Origin of the sequence: Ketogulonicigenium vulgare WSH-001 (genome assembly GCF_000223375.1) — a bacterium.
Taxonomy (GTDB): Bacteria; Pseudomonadota; Alphaproteobacteria; order Rhodobacterales; family Rhodobacteraceae; genus Ketogulonicigenium; species Ketogulonicigenium vulgare.
Genome location: NC_017384.1, coordinates 401,401 through 417,747, shown reverse-complemented (window position 1 = coordinate 417,747; position 16,347 = coordinate 401,401). Strand labels below are relative to the sequence as shown.

Here is a 16,347-nt window from a genome sequence, read left to right as displayed (position 1 = left end):
GGCCTAGGCGTGGCCATGCACCTCGGTGATCGCGGTGCGCAGCGCCTCGGAGGGCGTTTTTTCGCCCCAAGTCGCCATTTGCAGGGCGGGGTAATAGCGCTCGGCATTGCTGATGGCGGTTGCGATCATCATATCGACCTGCGCGGTGCAAGGCTGCTGGCCCCCGGCCAGAAACAGCGCATATTTGAACGCCATCATCTGATGATCGGGCCACCAGCTGAACGATCCCGCCCAGCAGCGGTCATTGATCAGGTTCAGCACCTCGTACAGCGCCGCCAGACGTGCGGGGGGCGGCTCCATCTCGAATGTGCAGAACAGGCGCAGGGCCTCGTCCTCGGGGCTCCAGGAAAGGGTGACGGTATAGGACCGCCACAGCCCCTCGACCACCATGGCGATATCATCGCGGGTGATACGGTCGAACTCCCAGGCGTGATGCTGGGCAATGTCTTCGACCAGATCGATCGGGTGCGACAGATGATGTCCAAGATCGGGCATGGGGCCTCGCTGCGTAAAATCTGCGATCATAAGGTCAGACCCACGCCCCCCGCAGCAAGCGCAACTTGTGCTATCCCGATTCATATCCACAAGATTTTGCGTCTGCGGCGGATTCACCCTAGGTTATACACAGGCAGGTGCGACTTATACCCAAGCTGGGCGCGCCGCCGCCATGGGGGGTGATTCCCCCGCTTTTCCATTGAAGGGCGCGCCAAAGCCCTTATCTTTGGAATGAATGAACTGGCTTTGAAGGGCTGTCATGCAGGATACGACCATGCGCACCACGGGCCTGCCGCAACCCGCCGCTGTGCCGACATTGTGGCTGCTGGGCAAAACGGGCGCGGGCAAAAGCAGCCTGATCGCCAGCCTGACGGGCCTGAGCGATGTCGCCATCGGCAACGGGTTCCAAAGCTGCACCAAAACCTCGCGCGCGCTGGATTTCCCGCCCGATGCGCCGGTGATGCGGTTCATGGATACGCGCGGCCTTGGCGAAGTCGGCTATGATCCGGCCGAGGATATCGCGGCGCTTGCGGGTGTCACCCATATGATACTGGCAGTCGCGCGGCTGGACGATCCCATTCAGGGCGAGGTGCTGGACGTGCTGCGCCGCGTGGGCCGCAAAGCGCCCGTGCTGCTTGTCGCAACCGCCGGCGATCTGCTGGGCCCCGAGGCGCACGCCCGTTCCCTGCGCCTGCTCCGCCAGGATTACGAAGAAGCCGTGGGCCGCGCCCTGCCCTATGTCGAGCTCGGCCACACCCCCGCTGGCGGCTATACCGCCGAGGGGATGAATGCGCTGGTTGATAAACTCTCGACCCTGCTGCCAGAGGTCGCCGATATTCTGGCCAAGGCCAGCGCCGCCGATGCCGAGGCGGCGCGGTTTGCAGCACTGCGCCCGCGCGTGCTGACCTTCGCAGGTGTTGCGGGCACCACCGATCTGGTCCCTGCGGTCGGCGCGTTTTCTGTGCCGGGCGTGCAGTTGACGATGATGAACTGGTTGGCGGGGGAATATGGCGCGAAATGGTCGCGCGGATTGATGATGCGGTTCCTGACCGCTTTGGGCGCAGGCACGGCGGCGCGCTATGCGGCACTGTTTGGCCTGAGGCAACTCGGGAAATTCATCCCCGTCTATGGCCAGACGATTGTGGCTGCCGCATCGGGTACAGTCAGCTTTGGCACGACCTATGCCTTGGGCCGCGCAGGCGCTTATTTCCTGTTCCATCATATGAACGGCGCCACCCCATCGCCCGATGCGCTGCGCAGCGTCTATGCCGATGCGCTGCGGCGCGAGCGTGACAAAGCATGAAGCCTCGCCGCCCGATCAGCGGCTGGCTGATGCGTGCCGAGCGGCTGGCCGCTGTGGGCGCCGTCGCAATCCCCATGGCCGCCGCCGTCATCTTTGGCTTTTTGTATCTGATCGAACACGGCTGGATCTGGTATTTCGCCATGGTCTCGGCGGCATTGTCACTTATCGCTTTCGCCATCCGCCGTTGGCCGCGTCGCAAATCCGCGCGGGTGCAATCGCCAACCGCCGAGACAGGCGTGGCCGCGAATCCCGAATGGGACGCGCGGGCGGGCAAGGCCTATGAGGCGGCCACCCAGCTGATTGACGCGCGCCTCGCCGCCCCGCTGCCATGGGATCAACTGCAACCGCTGGCCATCGAAGTGATCGAGGTCATTGCCGCCCATTCCGGCGACAAGGGCAAAAGCGCCTTTGACTTTACCCTGCCCGAGGCCTTGCTATTGACCGAACGCGTCTCGTCGCGCTTTCGGGCCGATCTGCGCCGCCATGTGCCGTTTTCCGACAGCCTCTCGCTGCGCTCGGTGATCTGGCTGTGGCAGAACCGCGACCGTGCGCAGGCACTGTGGCACGTCGGGCAAAATGCTTGGCGCGTCTTTCGCCTGCTGCGCAACCCGCCCTTGGCCGTCATTCAGGAAATCGACCGCGCGGCGGCGGGCGGGCATCAGAATATGCTGACCGGCGAGGCTGTTGCCCTGCTGCAAACCGTGCTGCTGCAAGAGGTGGCAAAGGCAGCGGTCGATCTTTACTCGGGCCATTTGCGGTTCTCGGATGCGGAGCTGCTGGCGCTGCGCCACGCCGACGCCGCCCGGGACGAGGGGCGTGCCGCCGCACCCGACGCCCCATTGCGTGTGGTATTCGCCGGGCAAATCAGTGCCGGAAAATCGACACTGATCAATGCGTTGCTGGGCGATCAGCGGGCGGAAACCGATATGCCGCCCACGACACCGGGCGCAACCGCCTATAGCGGCACCGTGGCCGGAATGCGGGCGACCTTTCTTGATCTTGCGGGCCTTGATGGCAGCCAAAAGGCCCGCGAGGAGACCCGCGCGCAGCTCATGGGCGCGGATATGGTGGTCTGGGTGCTAAAGGCCAACCGCCCCGCGCGCGCACCCGATGTTGCGGCCCTGCGCGATTGGCTGGAGGCGCTGGCACAGGACCCGGCGCGCCGGATGCCGCCGCTTGTCATGGTCGCCGCATGGGTCGATGCGCTGCTGCCCGGTGACACCAGCGCCGCCTTGCCGCCCGAGACGGTGGCAAAACTATCGGGTGCCATGCGCGAGATCGGCGATGAAATCACCGCCGCCGTCGGCCAGCCGCTGCCCCTGCCCATTCCGGTGCGCGGCACGCCCCCTGCATGGAATATCGAAACTCTGCGCCAGACCCTTGATGCCCATGCGATTGAAGGGCTAATGGTGCAGCGCAATCGCGTGCGCTTGACGCCTCAGGGCGGCGCCATCCAGCAAGAGCTGGGCCGGGCGTGGCAGGGGATCAGCACCGGGCTTGGCTTGGGGACAAAGCTGGGGCTGCAACGCTTTGGCTTTGGCCGCGCGCGCGGCCAAGATGCAAAAGACCCCCCCGAGGGGTAATGGCGCATCGAATTTTATCTGGCCGTTCCCGAGGGTTCGCGCTAACGAAAAGAACCGGCGGCCAGCGCACCATGCAGGCGTGCGGTCGGCCACTCGCAGGAGGAATGCGGATGCAGACGACGAAGGCAGACCTTGGTGTCCTGGGTCTAGGTGTGATGGGCGCGATGCTGGCGCTGAATTTTGCGGATAACGGCAAGTTCAATGTTGGCCTGTTCAACCGCACCGTTGAAAAGGCGACCCGCCTGAAGACAGACAACCCGGATCTGGCAGAGCGGTTGCATCCCTCTGAAACACTTGAAGATTTCGTGGCAAGCCTTGCCACCCCCCGCGTCATCGTCCTGATGCTCAGCGCGGGCTCGGCGGTCGATGAGCAGATCGCCCAACTGCAGCCGCTGCTGGAAGATGGCGATATCGTCATCGATGCGGGCAACGCCGATTTCAACGACACCCGCCGCCGCAATGCGCTGTATGACGGCACTGGCCTGCACTTTGTCGGCATGGGCGTATCGGGCGGGGAATCGGGCGCACGCCACGGCCCGTCGATCATGGTTGGCGGCTCGGCCGAGGCATGGACGCGCCTGAAACCGCTGCTGGAACCCATCGCGGCGAAATATGACGGCAGTCCGTGTATTGATTGGTTGGGCACCGATGGCGCGGGCCATTTCGTAAAGACCATCCACAACGGCATCGAATATGCCGATATGCAGATGATTGCCGAAATCTATGCGATCCTGCGCGACGGCGCGGGCCAAGGTGCGGGCGATATCGGCGCGGTTTTTGCCGATTGGAACACGCGCGGCCTGTCGTCCTATCTGATCGAGATCACGGCAAGCGTCCTCAAAGAGGTCGATGCCGAGACCGGCAAGCCGCTGGTTGATTTCATCGTCGATGAGGCTGGTCAAAAAGGCACCGGCCGCTGGTCGGTGATCGAGGCGCAAAAGCTGGGCATCGGCGCGACCGCGCTTGAGGCGGCCGTGGCTGCCCGCTGCGTCTCGGCTGCGCGCGCCATGCGCCTGACCGCCGCTGGCATCTATGACGATATTCCGGTTGAAAGCGGCGTGTTCGGTGCGACTGCCGCCGATATCGCCGAGCTGGAATCGGCGCTGGAAATCGCGAAAATCGTCGCCTATGCGCAGGGCTACGCCGTGCTGGATGCCGCATCGAAAGAATTCGGTTGGGATCTGCCGATGGGCGAGATTGCCCGCATCTGGCGCGCGGGTTGCATCATCCGCTCGGTCCTGCTGCAGGACATCATGCAGGCCTATGCGGGCGGCGCGAAGGTTGAGAACCTGCTGCTGGTCCCCGCCTTTGCCGACCGCATCAAGGCCGGCCAAGGCGCATTGCGCAAAGTTGTCGCGAAAGCGGCGGCGGCAGGCATTCCGGTGCCGGCACTGTCCTCGGCCCTCGCCTATTTCGACGATCTGCGCCGTGCGCGCGGGGCTGCGAATCTGGTGCAAGGCCAACGCGACTATTTCGGCGCGCATACCTTCCGCCGTCTGGATCGCGACGGCGTCTTCCACCACATCTGGCCCGAAGCCTGATCGCATATCAGTTGCGCGCGGCGAATACCGCGCGCAACTTTCGACCCTTGCCCCGTCGGCGGCCTTGCTACTGCGTCTAAATCCTCGTCAAATGCCTGGCAGTCATGATGAGGATGTCTTTGGCCATGCAAGACTTCAGTTTGGACACCTCCACTCTGCCCGAGACGATGCGCGCGACGGCCTATGAATCCGTCAACTTTCCGATGGCAAAGCTGCAAGTTGCGGCGGGCGCGCCCGGATTTCGATCACGCAGACGCATCACAACGCTGCCGGCGGGCAGTATGGTCGCTATCGGCCATCACAGCACATCGTCATTGCGTCGCTCGCTGCCACTGGCCAGTGGCGAGGGTGAAAACCTGATGGCGCATCTGGTTATTAGCGGCGAATGCACCTTCACCCCGATAGGCGGGCAGACATTGCGCTGCACCCCCGGATGGATCGTGCTGGACGCGCTGCAACGACAGGGCAGTTCCGAAATTCTGGCCCCCGGTGCGGTGCTGGTCTATGCGACAGTGCCGATGCAACGGCTATATGACAGCGTACCCACGCTGCGCGATATGATCCGCACGCGTGTGCCCGCCAACCTGTTCTGGCAACAGATCATTCTGGCCATCCACAAGGCGCATCAGGACATCGACAGAGGCCTGCCGTTGGACGAAGCCCTGTTCGAGGCAAAGATCATCGACCTGTTCATCGCCGCCTGTAATGCCAGCGCCGCCACCCTTGGCCTGCGCGGACGGATCGGCAGCAATGACGTGCTACGCCGGCTGTCGCAGATCAAACGTTCGATCGATCTGCATCTGGATGATGATGCCCTATCGCCCGATCAGATCGCGGCTGTGAACAATATTTCGGCGCGCTATCTGCGCACATTATTTGCCACTGAAGATATCTCCTTCACCGACTATGTCAGCGCCCGGCGGCTGTCGCGGGTCTATCACTTGATCTGCGATCCGGAATTTATTGATGTCTCGATCACCAAATTGGCGCAAAGCTGCGGCTTTACCGATGCGTCGTGGTTTGCCAATCAGTTCCGCCGCGCCTATGCCGCGACCCCGTCCGATGTCCGTGCCAAGGCACAAATTCAATGGCGTGCGATGGGTCTAATTTCAGATAAATGCGCCGCAGATCTGGCGGTTGTCTGAGACGGCGAACGACATCCGCTGCTTGTCACGCGCAGGGCAGCTGGTTAATTCTATTGCAATGCAGCCAAAGGGGTTTGGGTATGGACGGTTCTGAACAGTCGCAAGCTAAAACAGTATCCAACGACGCAAACGCCGAAAAACCCGCACGCAAGCCGCGCGCCAAGGCGAAAGCAAAGGTTAACAGCGATGCTGCGCTGAACGTCCCTACAGTCGCAAAATCCGCGTTCAATATCCTCATCGTCGCACAGGCCGGCCGCCTGCAATACGAGGCGCTGCTCTTCGCCGCCGCCTTGCGTCAAAACACGCCGAACTTTGCCGGTCGCTTGATCGTGGCCGAGCCGCAACCCTCGGCGCATTGGGATCACGATCCGCGCATTGCGCCCCATATCCGCAAACTGTTGCAAGAGACATATGGCGCGACGATCAGGCCATTCACCAACACCCTCTTTGGTCAAACCTATCCCTATGGGAATAAGATCGAGGCGCTTGCCACCCTGCCCGCAGGCGAGAATTTCATCTTTTTCGACACGGATACGATGATCCTTGGCGATCTGTCGCAGGCCCAGATTGATTTCAGCCATCCCACCGCCTCGATGCGGCGCGAAGGCACCTGGCCGGTCGAGGATCTGTATTGGCCGGGTTACACTGCGATCTGGAAGTCGCTTTACGATAAATTCGATCTGCCATTTGAACAGACGCTAGATCTGTCCGAACCCGATGAATATTGGGAGCGCTATCTGTACTTCAACGCAGGCTGGTTCCTTGGCAGCGATCCGGTGGCGTTCAGCAACCTCTTTACCCGCTATGCGACCGAGATTAACGAGGACCCGCCAGAAGAACTAGTCATCCAACCGCTGAACCCTTGGCTGGATCAGGTCGCGCTGCCGCTGGTTGTGACCGCCCTTGGCGGCGGGCGTCCGGGCCCGGCGTTGGACGGCTTTGATGGTGCGCTGACCTGCCATTACCGCACGCTGCCGCTGCTTTATGCGCGCGAAAGCGACACTGTCGTCGCGCAATTCGAGCAGATCGTGAATAATCCTGATTTACGCCCTGTTTTCGCCGAATACGCACCGTTCAAACGGATGGCGTTCCAAGGCGATGGCGCAAAAGTGCGCGGGTTGTTCAACCGCGAAAAGCTGCCCCGGTTCGAGAACCGCTATCGGCAGATTATCAAAGCCGAAGGGCTATGGATGCGCTAGCACCCATAGCCCGTTCGGGTTGTCTTACTGCTTGATCTCATAGACCAGCGTGACCGAGGTGCTCAGTGTCAGCTCGCCGCCGGCGACCGGCACGCTGTCGGCGGCCATCGCCATCATGCGGCCTTCGGCGATGGGCATGGGGCGGACGGGCGCATATTGCTCGGTCAGGTTTTGCAGATCGCCCAGACGCACACCAGCGGCATCGGCGAACAGGTTCGCCTTGGCCACGGCATCGGCAACAGCCGCGCGCCGGGCGTCGTTCATCGCGGCTGCGGGGTCCTGCACGTCAAAGCTGATCCCCGAGACGCGGTTCGCGCCATCGCTGACCGTCGCATCCAGAACCGAGCCCAGCGCATCCAGATCGCGCACGCGCAATTGCAGGTTCGATGCGGCGGTAAAGCCGACCAGCACCGGCGCGCTGTTTTCAGGATAGTCGTAACGCGGGTTCAATTCGATACTGCTGGTCTGCACATCACGCGCCTGGATCCCGGCCGCTTCGACGCGCGCCATGACAGCGGACAGATCCGTACTCATCCCAGCCATGGCTTCGGCGGCGGTATCGGCGTCGAACGACACGCCAACGCTGACATGCGCCATATCGGGGGCCAGCATCACCTGACCGGTGCCGGTCACGGTCATCGTCTCATCTGCAAAGGCGGGCGCGGCGATGGCAAGCACAGCAGCAGTGGCAAGGGCCGAGATGGAATGGTTCATGATGTCCTCTTATACATCCAGCGGATCATTTTAGCCTAAGGCATGGACGATTTTATCGCCAGCGCTGGTCCCATACGGGCTGCGCACAAATGTTTTATCGGGCTTCGCGCCCAAGGCGCAGCGCAATTCGCAACTCTGTCTTGCTCCGGCGAATTTCTGCTATAGGTGCTGGATCACGGGCCTGCGGTTGTTTCACACAAAGGCCGTGCGTGTTAAGGCTGAAGAATGACGGTTGAACTTGCGCTTGCTTTGACTTTTGACGGTATTCGCCTGCTGCGCCTGCGGGACTCTGCGCCCGGGGAACAGCTTGATGCGGCCTGGGAACGGCTGGGAGAGGCGGCGCTGGATGCGCCAGATCTGGCCCAGCACTTGGTCGGTCTGCGCGATCAGGGCGCAAGCCTGCTGGATCTGGGGGCCGATGCGCCTGTTCCTGTCCAGATCGTGCTGCCGCCCGAACAATTGCGCTATATGGCGCTGGCCGGCCATCTCAGCGACAGCGATGCATTGGCAAAGCTAGAGGGGGCGACGCCCTATCCGCTGGACGATCTTTGCACCGACCTCGCGCGCGATGAGACCAAGGTTTACCTCGCCGCTGTCGCCGCAGAAACATTGTCCGAGGCCGAGGATTTCGCCCGCCAGCACGGCTTCCAGCCGCTGTTCCACACCAGCCTGCCTGCCGCTGATGTCTTTCCACGCGCGGCCCGCTTTTCCGTTGTGAACGAAGTGCCCGCGGCTGACGCGGCCGAAGAAACAGCAGATGTTACGACGGTTATCGACGCGCCTGCCGCGCCGCCAGTCGTTGTGGCCGCGCCCGCCGTCACGGTCGATGGGCCGGTCGAGACGCCGGTGGCAACAGATGACATGCCCGCGCCCCGCCCTTCCCCCTCGCTGGCCGCCCCACTGGCTGCGCGGCGCAATCTGCCCGAGCCTTTGCCCGAGACCGAGGACGAGGCCCCAAAGCCGGTCACGACCGAGCAGATGCTGGATAATGCGACGCAGCTTGCAAATCGCCTGACCAGCTTTTTTGGCGCGCGTGGCGCCGATCTGGCCAATGTCGCCGCCAAACTGCCCAAGCGCGAGAAAAAGCAGGCTCCGGCGCTGCCGCCTCTTGTGCCAAAAGCCGCAGCCCCCAAAGCCGAGGGCTTCATCGCGGCAAAGCCGATTGTTGCGAGACCTTCGCCGACCAAACCGGTCACGGCCAAGGTGAACCAGTTCGAACGGATGCCGCCCCGCCGCGCCGCGCCGCGTTATCTGTGGATCATCCTTGCCGCCGCGTTGCTGTTAGTGATGCTGGTCATCGCGCTGCTGACACCGGCTGGCCGCATGGTCGGCGCGCTATTCGCGCCCGGCCCCGCTGCGGTTGCCACCACCGCACCTGATGCTTTGCCCGACACCGACGCCCAAGATGCAGCGGCGGCGGCCGTCGCCCTTGCGCTGCAAAACGGCGCGGCGAGCGCGGGCACGCAGGCGCTGATCGCGCCCCTTGGCAATGGCCCCGTCACCCAGGACGAGGCGGAAAGCTTTCACGATTCCACCGGCGTCTGGATTCGCAGCCCGCGCCTGGCCGCCGATCCGCGTCTGGGCGAGACGGATTTAGGGGCCGCAACGCAGGATCCAGGCGCTGGCCGCGCTGCAAGACGGCCAAGCGCCGCTGAATGACCCCGCCGAGATGACCGAAGCCGCGCTGATTGGCGATACACCGGCCGCGCAACCCGCCCCGCCTGCCGCGGGCACACGCCTGCCCCGCGATGCTCGCGGTTTTGTCGCCGCCACGCCCGAAGGCACGCAAATGCCTGATGGGATGATGATTTACGCCGGACGTCCCGCCACTGTGCCGCCGAACCGGCCTGACGATCTGGTGCCAGCCGAAGCGCTTATAGCGCCCGACGCGACCCTAGACGCCACCGCTGAATCAGAGGCGGCCCTTGCGCCAGAGGTTGACGCCACCGCCGCAGGCATCGCCGCAACCGCCTTGGCCGCACTGACCGAGGATGCCGCACCTGCGGCCGCGCCTGCCCCCGCCGTCATGCGCCCCGCCCTGCGCCCCACCGCGATTGAGGAGGCCGCCGCGCTGGCGCTGAACGCGCCTGTCGTGCCCATGCCGCTGCAGCGGCCCCAAGCCATCGTGGCGGCAGCCGCTGCCGCCGCAGCGGTCGCGGTGGCCGAGCCTGTCCCCGCCGCCAGCACCAATGGTGATGTGGTCGCGGCGCTGAGTTCCATCATGCAAAACGCGCCCGACCCAGTCGCCGCCGCGCAGCAGCAAGCCGCTGCCGAGGCCCAGCGCCAAGCGGCCGCGCAAGCCGCTGCCGCGGCAGCCGCCGCAAACCCCGCCAATGCGCCGACGCGCGAGGAGGCCGCTGAGGAGGATGAAGTCGTCGTTCCCGGATCACCGACCGGTGCCGTCCCGCAATCGGTGGCGCAATCCGCCACAATCGCCGGCGCAATGAACCTGCGCGAGATGAACCTGATCGGGGTGGTGGGTCGCCAAAACGACCGCCGCGCTTTGGTGCGCCTGTCAAATGGCCGCGTCGAAGTGGTGCGCGTGGGCGATGCGCTGGACGGCGGTCAGGTGACCGCCATCGGCGATAATGTCATTAACTATGTGAAACGCGGGCGCACCTATGCGTTGCAAATCGCAGGCGCGACCTAAGCTGCGTCTCTCGCCAGATCAGATCTGACGCTCGGGCATATCGACGCGCAACCCGTCAAGGCTATCGTTCACGCGCAATTGGCAGCTCAGGCGCGAGCGCACCGGATCGGGGGCCAGCGCGAAATCGAGCATGTCTTCTTCCATCGGATCGCGCTGCGGCAATTGATCGACCCAAGCGGGATCGACATAGACATGACAGGTCGAGCAGGAACAGGCACCGCCGCAATCAGCCTCGATCCCCGGAATGCCGTTATCACGCGCGCCTTCCATCACTGTCAGGCCGGTCGGCACATCCACCACATGTTCGGTTCCGTTGAATTCGACATAGGTAATGCGTGCCATTTGCGTGCCTTTGACTTTGATATCGGCGGGTTCTTAACGCCCTTGCCCCGGCGATACCAGAGCGCGGGATACAAAAAGGGCGCCCACATGCGCAGGCGCCCCAAGATTGCTTATTCCAGCGGCAGTGCCACGAAACGCGGATCGCCACCGCGACGCACCAGCAGCATGACCGAGGTGCGACCGGATTCGCGCGCCGCTGTCACGATCTCTTCGACCTGTGCGGGGGTTGCGACAGGGGTGTTCGCGACATCGCTGACGACATCGCCCACCGCCAGACCGCGCGCAGCGGCTTCGCTTGCGGGATCAATCTCGGTGATGACCAGACCGGTATCGGTGCCGAGGTTGAATTGCTGCGCGATTTGCGGCGTGATCTGCGACAGGGTCAGGCCAAGGCCCTCATACTGCGACTGTTCGGTCGGCAGGCCCTGCGGGGTTAGCTGGCCCTCGGCCTCTTCGCGGCGCCCCAAAGTCACCGCCAGATCAAATGTTTCGCCATCGCGCAGCACGCCCAGCGTCACGGTCTGATCCGCACCGGCTGCCCCGATCATCTGCACAAAGCCGCGCGAATCCGTGACCGTCGCGCCGTCAAAGGTCAGCACAACATCGCCAGCCTGCAGGCCAGCCTCGCGGGCCGGACCCTCGGGCACGTCAGAGATCAACGCGCCGCGTGCATTCTCTAGCCCCGGCAGCGCGCCGACCATATCCTGCGTCACGGCCTGCACGCGCGCACCCAGCCAACCCCGACGGGTTTCGCCAAATTCGCGCAACTGGCCAACGACGCCGCTGACCACCTCGGAGGACATGGCAAAGCCGATCCCGATCGAGCCGCCGTTGGGCGACAGGATCGCGGTGTTCACGCCGATCACCTGACCTTCCATATTGAACAGCGGCCCGCCCGAGTTGCCCCGGTTAATCGCCGCATCGGTCTGGATGTAATCGTCATAGGTGCCAGACAGCGCCCGGTTGCGGGCCGAGATGATCCCGGCCGAGACCGAGAAGCCCTGCCCCAGCGGGTTACCCATCGCCATGACCCAGTCGCCGACGCGCGCCGCAGTTTCGCTGGAATCGCCGAATTCAACATAGGGCAGATCGCTCGCCTCGACCTTGAGCAGCGCGATATCGGTGTTCGGATCGGTGCCAACCACAGTGGCAGGCAGGCTGTCGCCTGAGAAGAATTCAATCTGGATCTGATCGGCATCGGCGATCACGTGGTTGTTCGTGACGATATAACCATCCGCCGAAATCACGAAACCCGAACCCAATGCATTGGCGCGTTGCGTCGGGGCCTGCTCGCCCGAACGGGGGCCGAACTGACGGAAGAAATCTTCGAACGGGGTGCCCTCGGCGGGGTTGTTTCCACCCGGCGCGGCCACAAGCATACTGGTGGTAATATTCACCACGGCGGGGCTGACCTGTTCGGCCAGATCGGCAAAGGACAGCGGGCGCATTTCGACGGGGGATTGCTCAGGCGTCAGGGCCTGAACGGGGGTCACGACCTCTTGCGCGGGCAGAACTTGCGGCAGCAATGCCATCGTCAGGGCACTGCCGAGCATCAGCGCGGAAACAAGTTTGCGGGGCCGGACAAGCGACAGAAGGCCTAGATCAGGTTTCTGTGTCACGACAGTCTCCTCAGGTTAGCAGGGCAACATAGGCGTCGCCACGCGTCGAATATTTAACGTGCCGCCCCTCTTTCGCAATGGCCGCACCGGACAACTCGGCGTGCTTCATACGGAAGTGAGGATTGTTTCAAATGAAATGGGGCGACCCTGACAGGCCGCCCCACCCTGTTATTGCTGTGCGCTAGCCGGGCCGTCCGACGAGTAAAGGTAGTTAAAGAACTCGTTATCCGGGGTCAGCACCATGCGGGTATTCCCCTGCGTCAGCGCAGTCTGATAGGCCTGCATCGAGCGGTAGAAGGCGAAGAATGCCGGATCTGCGCCGTAAGCGTCGGCAAAGACACGGGCCGCTTCTGCATCCGCCTCACCGCGCACGACATTGGCCTCGCGCTCGGCTTCCGAGATCGTCTCGGTCACGGTACGATCCGCCAAGGCGCGCACACGCTGTGCGGCTTCGTTACCGCGCGCCACCTCGTCCGTGGCCTCGCGCTGACGCTCGGCCCGCATACGGGCAAAGGTCGCGTCCAGGTTCTGGCTGGGCAGGTTCGTCTGTTTCAGACGCACATCAACCACGTCCAGACCCATGCTCGCGGCGGCATTGCGCGCGCGATCACGGATGCGGTTCATCAGCTCGCCCCGATCCGACGACAGGATCGTATCCGAGGTCACCTGATTTGCCCCCAAGACTTCGCGGATTTGCGAGTTCAGGATGGATTGCAGACGATCTTCGGCCAGACGCAAACCGCCGGTGCCCACCGCTTGGCGGAACCGCACCACATCGGCGATGCGATAACGGGCAAAGGCGTCAACGACCAAACGGCGGTCATCAGAGGGGGTGACTTCGATCGTGTCCGTGTCCAGCGACAGGATACGGTCGTCATATTTGACCACATCCTGAATGAACGGCAGCTTAAAGCCGATGCCGGGCGTCTCGCGCACGTCACGGATCTGACCGAACTGCAGCACCAGCGCTTTTTCACGCTCGTCCACGACGAAAATCGAATTTGCGGCGACAAAAGCAATAACAGCGACGCCGATCAACAGTCCAATTCCGGTAGAGCTTTTCATCTTAGTTCCCCTGACCGTTCGTCGTTCCGACCACTGCGCCGGCTGCATTGTTCGTGTTCATCATATCCGTCAGCGGCAGCAGCGGCACGACACCATTGCCCGCGCCTGTCAGCGACGGGTCAAGCACAACCGCGCCTGTGCTGCTGAGGACGCTTTCCACCGTTTCCAGATACAGACGTTGACGCGTCACATCCGGTGCCAGTTCATATTCGACCCGGACCGAGTTAAAGCGCGATGCCTCACCCAAAGCCTGGTTGACGGTTTGCGCGCGGTACGCCTCGGCCCCTTCGATCACCTGGGCAGCCTGACCGCGCGATGCGGCCATGACGCGGTTCGAATAGGCATCGGCCTCACGCTCCAACCGGTCACGCTCCTGCTCGGCGGCCTGCACTTCGCGGAAGCTGTCGATGACTTCCAGCGGCGGGTCGGCGCGCTCGAGGTTGACACGGATGATGGCGATGCCGCTGTCATATTCGTCAAGGATCGCCTGAATACGCTCGCGCGCGGTGTCGGCAATCAGGCCGCGGTCGCGGTTCAGAATGGGCGACAGCAGCGATGCGGCGATAATCTCGCGCATGACGGATTCCGAGACAGCATTCACGGTCAACTGCGGATCTGCGATATTGAACAGCAGCTTGGCCGGATCATTGATGTTCCAGACCACTTGGAAGCCGATATCAACGATATTGGAATCGGTGGTCAGCATCAGACCCGCACCCGACGCCGCCGACCCTGCGGTCGATGCACCGACGATTTCGGTCCGCTCGGACGTGGTGTTGACGACGGTATGCGTGATGAGCGGCCAAGGCGCAAAGTTCAGGCCGGGCTCGCCGATCTGGTGATAGCTGCCAAGGAACAGCTCAACCGACTGCTCTTCGGGGCGCACCGTATAGAACGACGAAAAGGCCCACAGGCCAATCGCACCAACGACACCCGCGATGATGATACCGCGATTCATTTTCGGACGGGGCATCTGGCCACGACCATTGCCGCCCTGCCCGTTGCCGCCGCCATTTCCGCCCATCAGAACGCGCAACTGCTCGCGTCCGCGATTCATCAGCGCGTCAAGTTCGGGGACATTGCCCCCTTCGTTATTACCCGGACGACGGGGGCCGTTATTATTCCCCGTTGGCCGATTATCCTCTTCCCCATTGCCACGATTTCCGCCGCCGCCCCAGGGGCCCCCGTTGTTTCCAGACATAGAGCCTCTGCTTCCCTCTTTCGGGGGCGGTGAAACCGCCCATCTTACTCGCTTCTCAAATGGGGTTTCAGCCCTGTAAATCAAGGCCAAAACGTCCCAAACTACATACGGGTCACATTGCGTAGCGTGACCAGTTCCTCCGCCATCGTCGGATGGACCGCGACCGTGCGGTCGAAATCCTCCTTGGTGGCCCCCATCGTCACGGCAATTGCCGCAAGTTGGATCATCTCGCCCGCCTCGGGCGCGACAATATGAACGCCCAGCACCTTGCGCGTCGCCTGATCGACGACCAGCTTCATCAGCACCCGCTCTTCGCCGCCTGCAAAGGCGGAACGCATCGGCTTGAAGGTGGTGGCATAGACCTCGATCGGGCCGCGCGCGCGGGCGTCTTCCTCGGACAGGCCCACGGTGCCGATCTCGGGCTGCGTGAATACCGCAGTCGCGACAAGGCTGTGATCCATCGCAGTCGGCGTACCACGGAAAACCGTATCGACAAAGCACATCGCCTCGCGGATCGCGACGGGCGTCAATGCCGCGCGGTCGGTCACATCGCCCACAGCATAGATCGAGGGCACGCTGGTCTGCGAATACTGATCCACAGGCACCTCGCCCCGCGCGCCGAGCGTGATGCCGACCGCCGACAGGCCGAGATCACGCGTATTCGGATTGCGGCCGGTGGCAAACAAGACGGTATCGAATTCTTCCTCGCGCCCGTCGCTGAACCGCACGGCAATTGGTCCGCGGTACCCCTCGGGGGCAGGCTGGTCGGGGTTTCCTGCGGGACCCATGGCGGCGATTTCGGTATTCAGACGCAGGTCAATGCCGCGCCGCTGCATCCCGGCAGCGACGTGGTCGCGCGCCTCGCCATCAAAGCCGCGCAGGATCTGCGCGCCGCGATAGGCCTGCGTCACGCGCGTGCCAAAGCCATTGAAAACGCCTGCAAATTCACTGGCGACATAGCCGCCCCCGATGATCAGCATCCGCCCCGGCAGGTTGGGCAGCGCAAAGACATCATCCGACACCAGGCCCAAGCCCGCGTTCTGCATTTCGGGCCGTTGCGGGCGGCCGCCGGTGGCGATCAGGATATGGCCGGCGGTGAAACTCTCGCCGCTCGACAGGCGCACCTCGTTCGGGCCGGCGATTGCGCCGCGCGCCTTATAGGTGGTGACGCCCGAGCCGGACAACAGGCGCTCGTATACGCCCTCGAGCCGGTCAAGCTCGGCATTCAGGCTGGTGCGGAACCGCGCCCAATCGAACGTGCCTTCGCCAAATTCCCAGCCAAAGGCGGCCGCTTCCAGCGGCAGCTCTGCAAAGCTAGATGCGTAGACCATCAGCTTTTTGGGAACGCAGCCGCGAATGACGCAGGTGCCGCCCATACGGTCGTCCTCGGCCAGCGCAACACGCGCGCCCGCCGCAGCCGCCATACGCGCAGCCCTCACCCCGCCCGAGCCGCCACCAATGACGAAAAGATCGTAATCATATGCCATGGG

14 protein-coding genes are annotated in these 16,347 nt (G+C 63.2%); 7 read left to right on the top strand and 7 right to left on the bottom strand.

Features of this window, described 5'->3' with window-relative positions:
* Positions 1 to 3: 3 nt before the first annotated feature.
* The gene (locus tag KVU_RS01960; protein ID WP_013383638.1) at positions 4 to 495 is read right to left on the bottom strand and encodes a type III secretion system chaperone family protein; all 492 of its coding nucleotides are present in this window, start codon (positions 493 to 495) and stop codon (positions 4 to 6) included.
* A gap of 259 nt (positions 496 to 754) precedes the next feature.
* Here KVU_RS01960 and KVU_RS01955 point away from each other — a divergent pair, with 259 nt between their 5' ends.
* The 5 genes from KVU_RS01955 to KVU_RS01935 all read left to right on the top strand — a co-directional run bounded on the left by KVU_RS01955 (position 755) and on the right by KVU_RS01935 (position 7,266).
* Positions 755 to 1,798, top strand: a complete 1,044-nt coding sequence (locus KVU_RS01955) for a YcjF family protein (RefSeq protein ID WP_013383637.1) — start codon at positions 755 to 757, stop codon at positions 1,796 to 1,798.
* The gene (locus KVU_RS16345; RefSeq protein WP_014537520.1) at positions 1,795 to 3,381 is read left to right on the top strand and encodes a GTPase; all 1,587 of its coding nucleotides are present in this window, start codon (positions 1,795 to 1,797) and stop codon (positions 3,379 to 3,381) included. The genes KVU_RS01955 and KVU_RS16345 overlap by 4 nt, the downstream gene beginning before the upstream one ends.
* 110 nt (positions 3,382 to 3,491) lie before the next feature.
* The gene (gene gnd, locus KVU_RS01945) at positions 3,492 to 4,922 is read left to right on the top strand and encodes an NADP-dependent phosphogluconate dehydrogenase (RefSeq protein ID WP_014537519.1); all 1,431 of its coding nucleotides are present in this window, start codon (positions 3,492 to 3,494) and stop codon (positions 4,920 to 4,922) included.
* 140 nt (positions 4,923 to 5,062) lie between these two features.
* Positions 5,063 to 6,067: a helix-turn-helix domain-containing protein gene (locus KVU_RS01940; RefSeq protein WP_236953135.1), complete on the top strand. Its 1,005-nt coding sequence runs from the start codon at positions 5,063 to 5,065 to the stop codon at positions 6,065 to 6,067.
* A gap of 80 nt (positions 6,068 to 6,147) precedes the next feature.
* Positions 6,148 to 7,266, top strand: coding sequence for a GT-B fold glycosyltransferase domain-containing protein (locus tag KVU_RS01935; RefSeq protein WP_013383631.1), 1,119 nt, complete (start codon positions 6,148 to 6,150; stop codon positions 7,264 to 7,266).
* Between the two features lie 24 nt (positions 7,267 to 7,290).
* On the opposite strand, the gene KVU_RS01930 is transcribed toward KVU_RS01935, so the two are convergent.
* Positions 7,291 to 7,980 (bottom strand): SIMPL domain-containing protein, encoded by a 690-nt coding sequence (locus tag KVU_RS01930; protein ID WP_013383630.1) that lies wholly within the window; start codon positions 7,978 to 7,980, stop codon positions 7,291 to 7,293.
* A 225-nt stretch (positions 7,981 to 8,205) separates the two neighbouring features.
* Here KVU_RS01930 and KVU_RS01925 point away from each other — a divergent pair, with 225 nt between their 5' ends.
* The gene (locus tag KVU_RS01925) at positions 8,206 to 9,639 is read left to right on the top strand and encodes a hypothetical protein (protein ID WP_164928150.1); all 1,434 of its coding nucleotides are present in this window, start codon (positions 8,206 to 8,208) and stop codon (positions 9,637 to 9,639) included.
* 10 nt (positions 9,640 to 9,649) lie between these two features.
* Positions 9,650 to 10,630, top strand: coding sequence for a hypothetical protein (locus KVU_RS01920; protein ID WP_164928149.1), 981 nt, complete (start codon positions 9,650 to 9,652; stop codon positions 10,628 to 10,630).
* Between the two features lie 18 nt (positions 10,631 to 10,648).
* Here the strand turns inward: KVU_RS01920 and KVU_RS01915 are convergent, their stop codons facing one another.
* From KVU_RS01915 to gorA, 5 genes are all read right to left on the bottom strand, one after another.
* Positions 10,649 to 10,972, bottom strand: a complete 324-nt coding sequence (locus tag KVU_RS01915; protein WP_013383628.1) for a 2Fe-2S iron-sulfur cluster-binding protein — start codon at positions 10,970 to 10,972, stop codon at positions 10,649 to 10,651.
* A gap of 110 nt (positions 10,973 to 11,082) precedes the next feature.
* Complete coding sequence (locus KVU_RS01910) at positions 11,083 to 12,525, bottom strand: Do family serine endopeptidase (protein ID WP_162467603.1); 1,443 nt, start codon at positions 12,523 to 12,525, stop codon at positions 11,083 to 11,085.
* Between the two features lie 234 nt (positions 12,526 to 12,759).
* A complete protein-coding gene (hflC, locus tag KVU_RS01905) occupies positions 12,760 to 13,656 on the bottom strand; it encodes a protease modulator HflC (RefSeq protein WP_013383626.1) in 897 nt (298 codons plus the stop codon).
* A gap of 1 nt (position 13,657) precedes the next feature.
* Complete coding sequence (hflK, locus tag KVU_RS01900; protein ID WP_193365324.1) at positions 13,658 to 14,857, bottom strand: FtsH protease activity modulator HflK; 1,200 nt, start codon at positions 14,855 to 14,857, stop codon at positions 13,658 to 13,660.
* A 101-nt stretch (positions 14,858 to 14,958) separates the two neighbouring features.
* A complete protein-coding gene (gorA, locus tag KVU_RS01895) occupies positions 14,959 to 16,344 on the bottom strand; it encodes a glutathione-disulfide reductase (protein ID WP_014537517.1) in 1,386 nt (461 codons plus the stop codon).
* Positions 16,345 to 16,347: the final 3 nt, after the last annotated feature.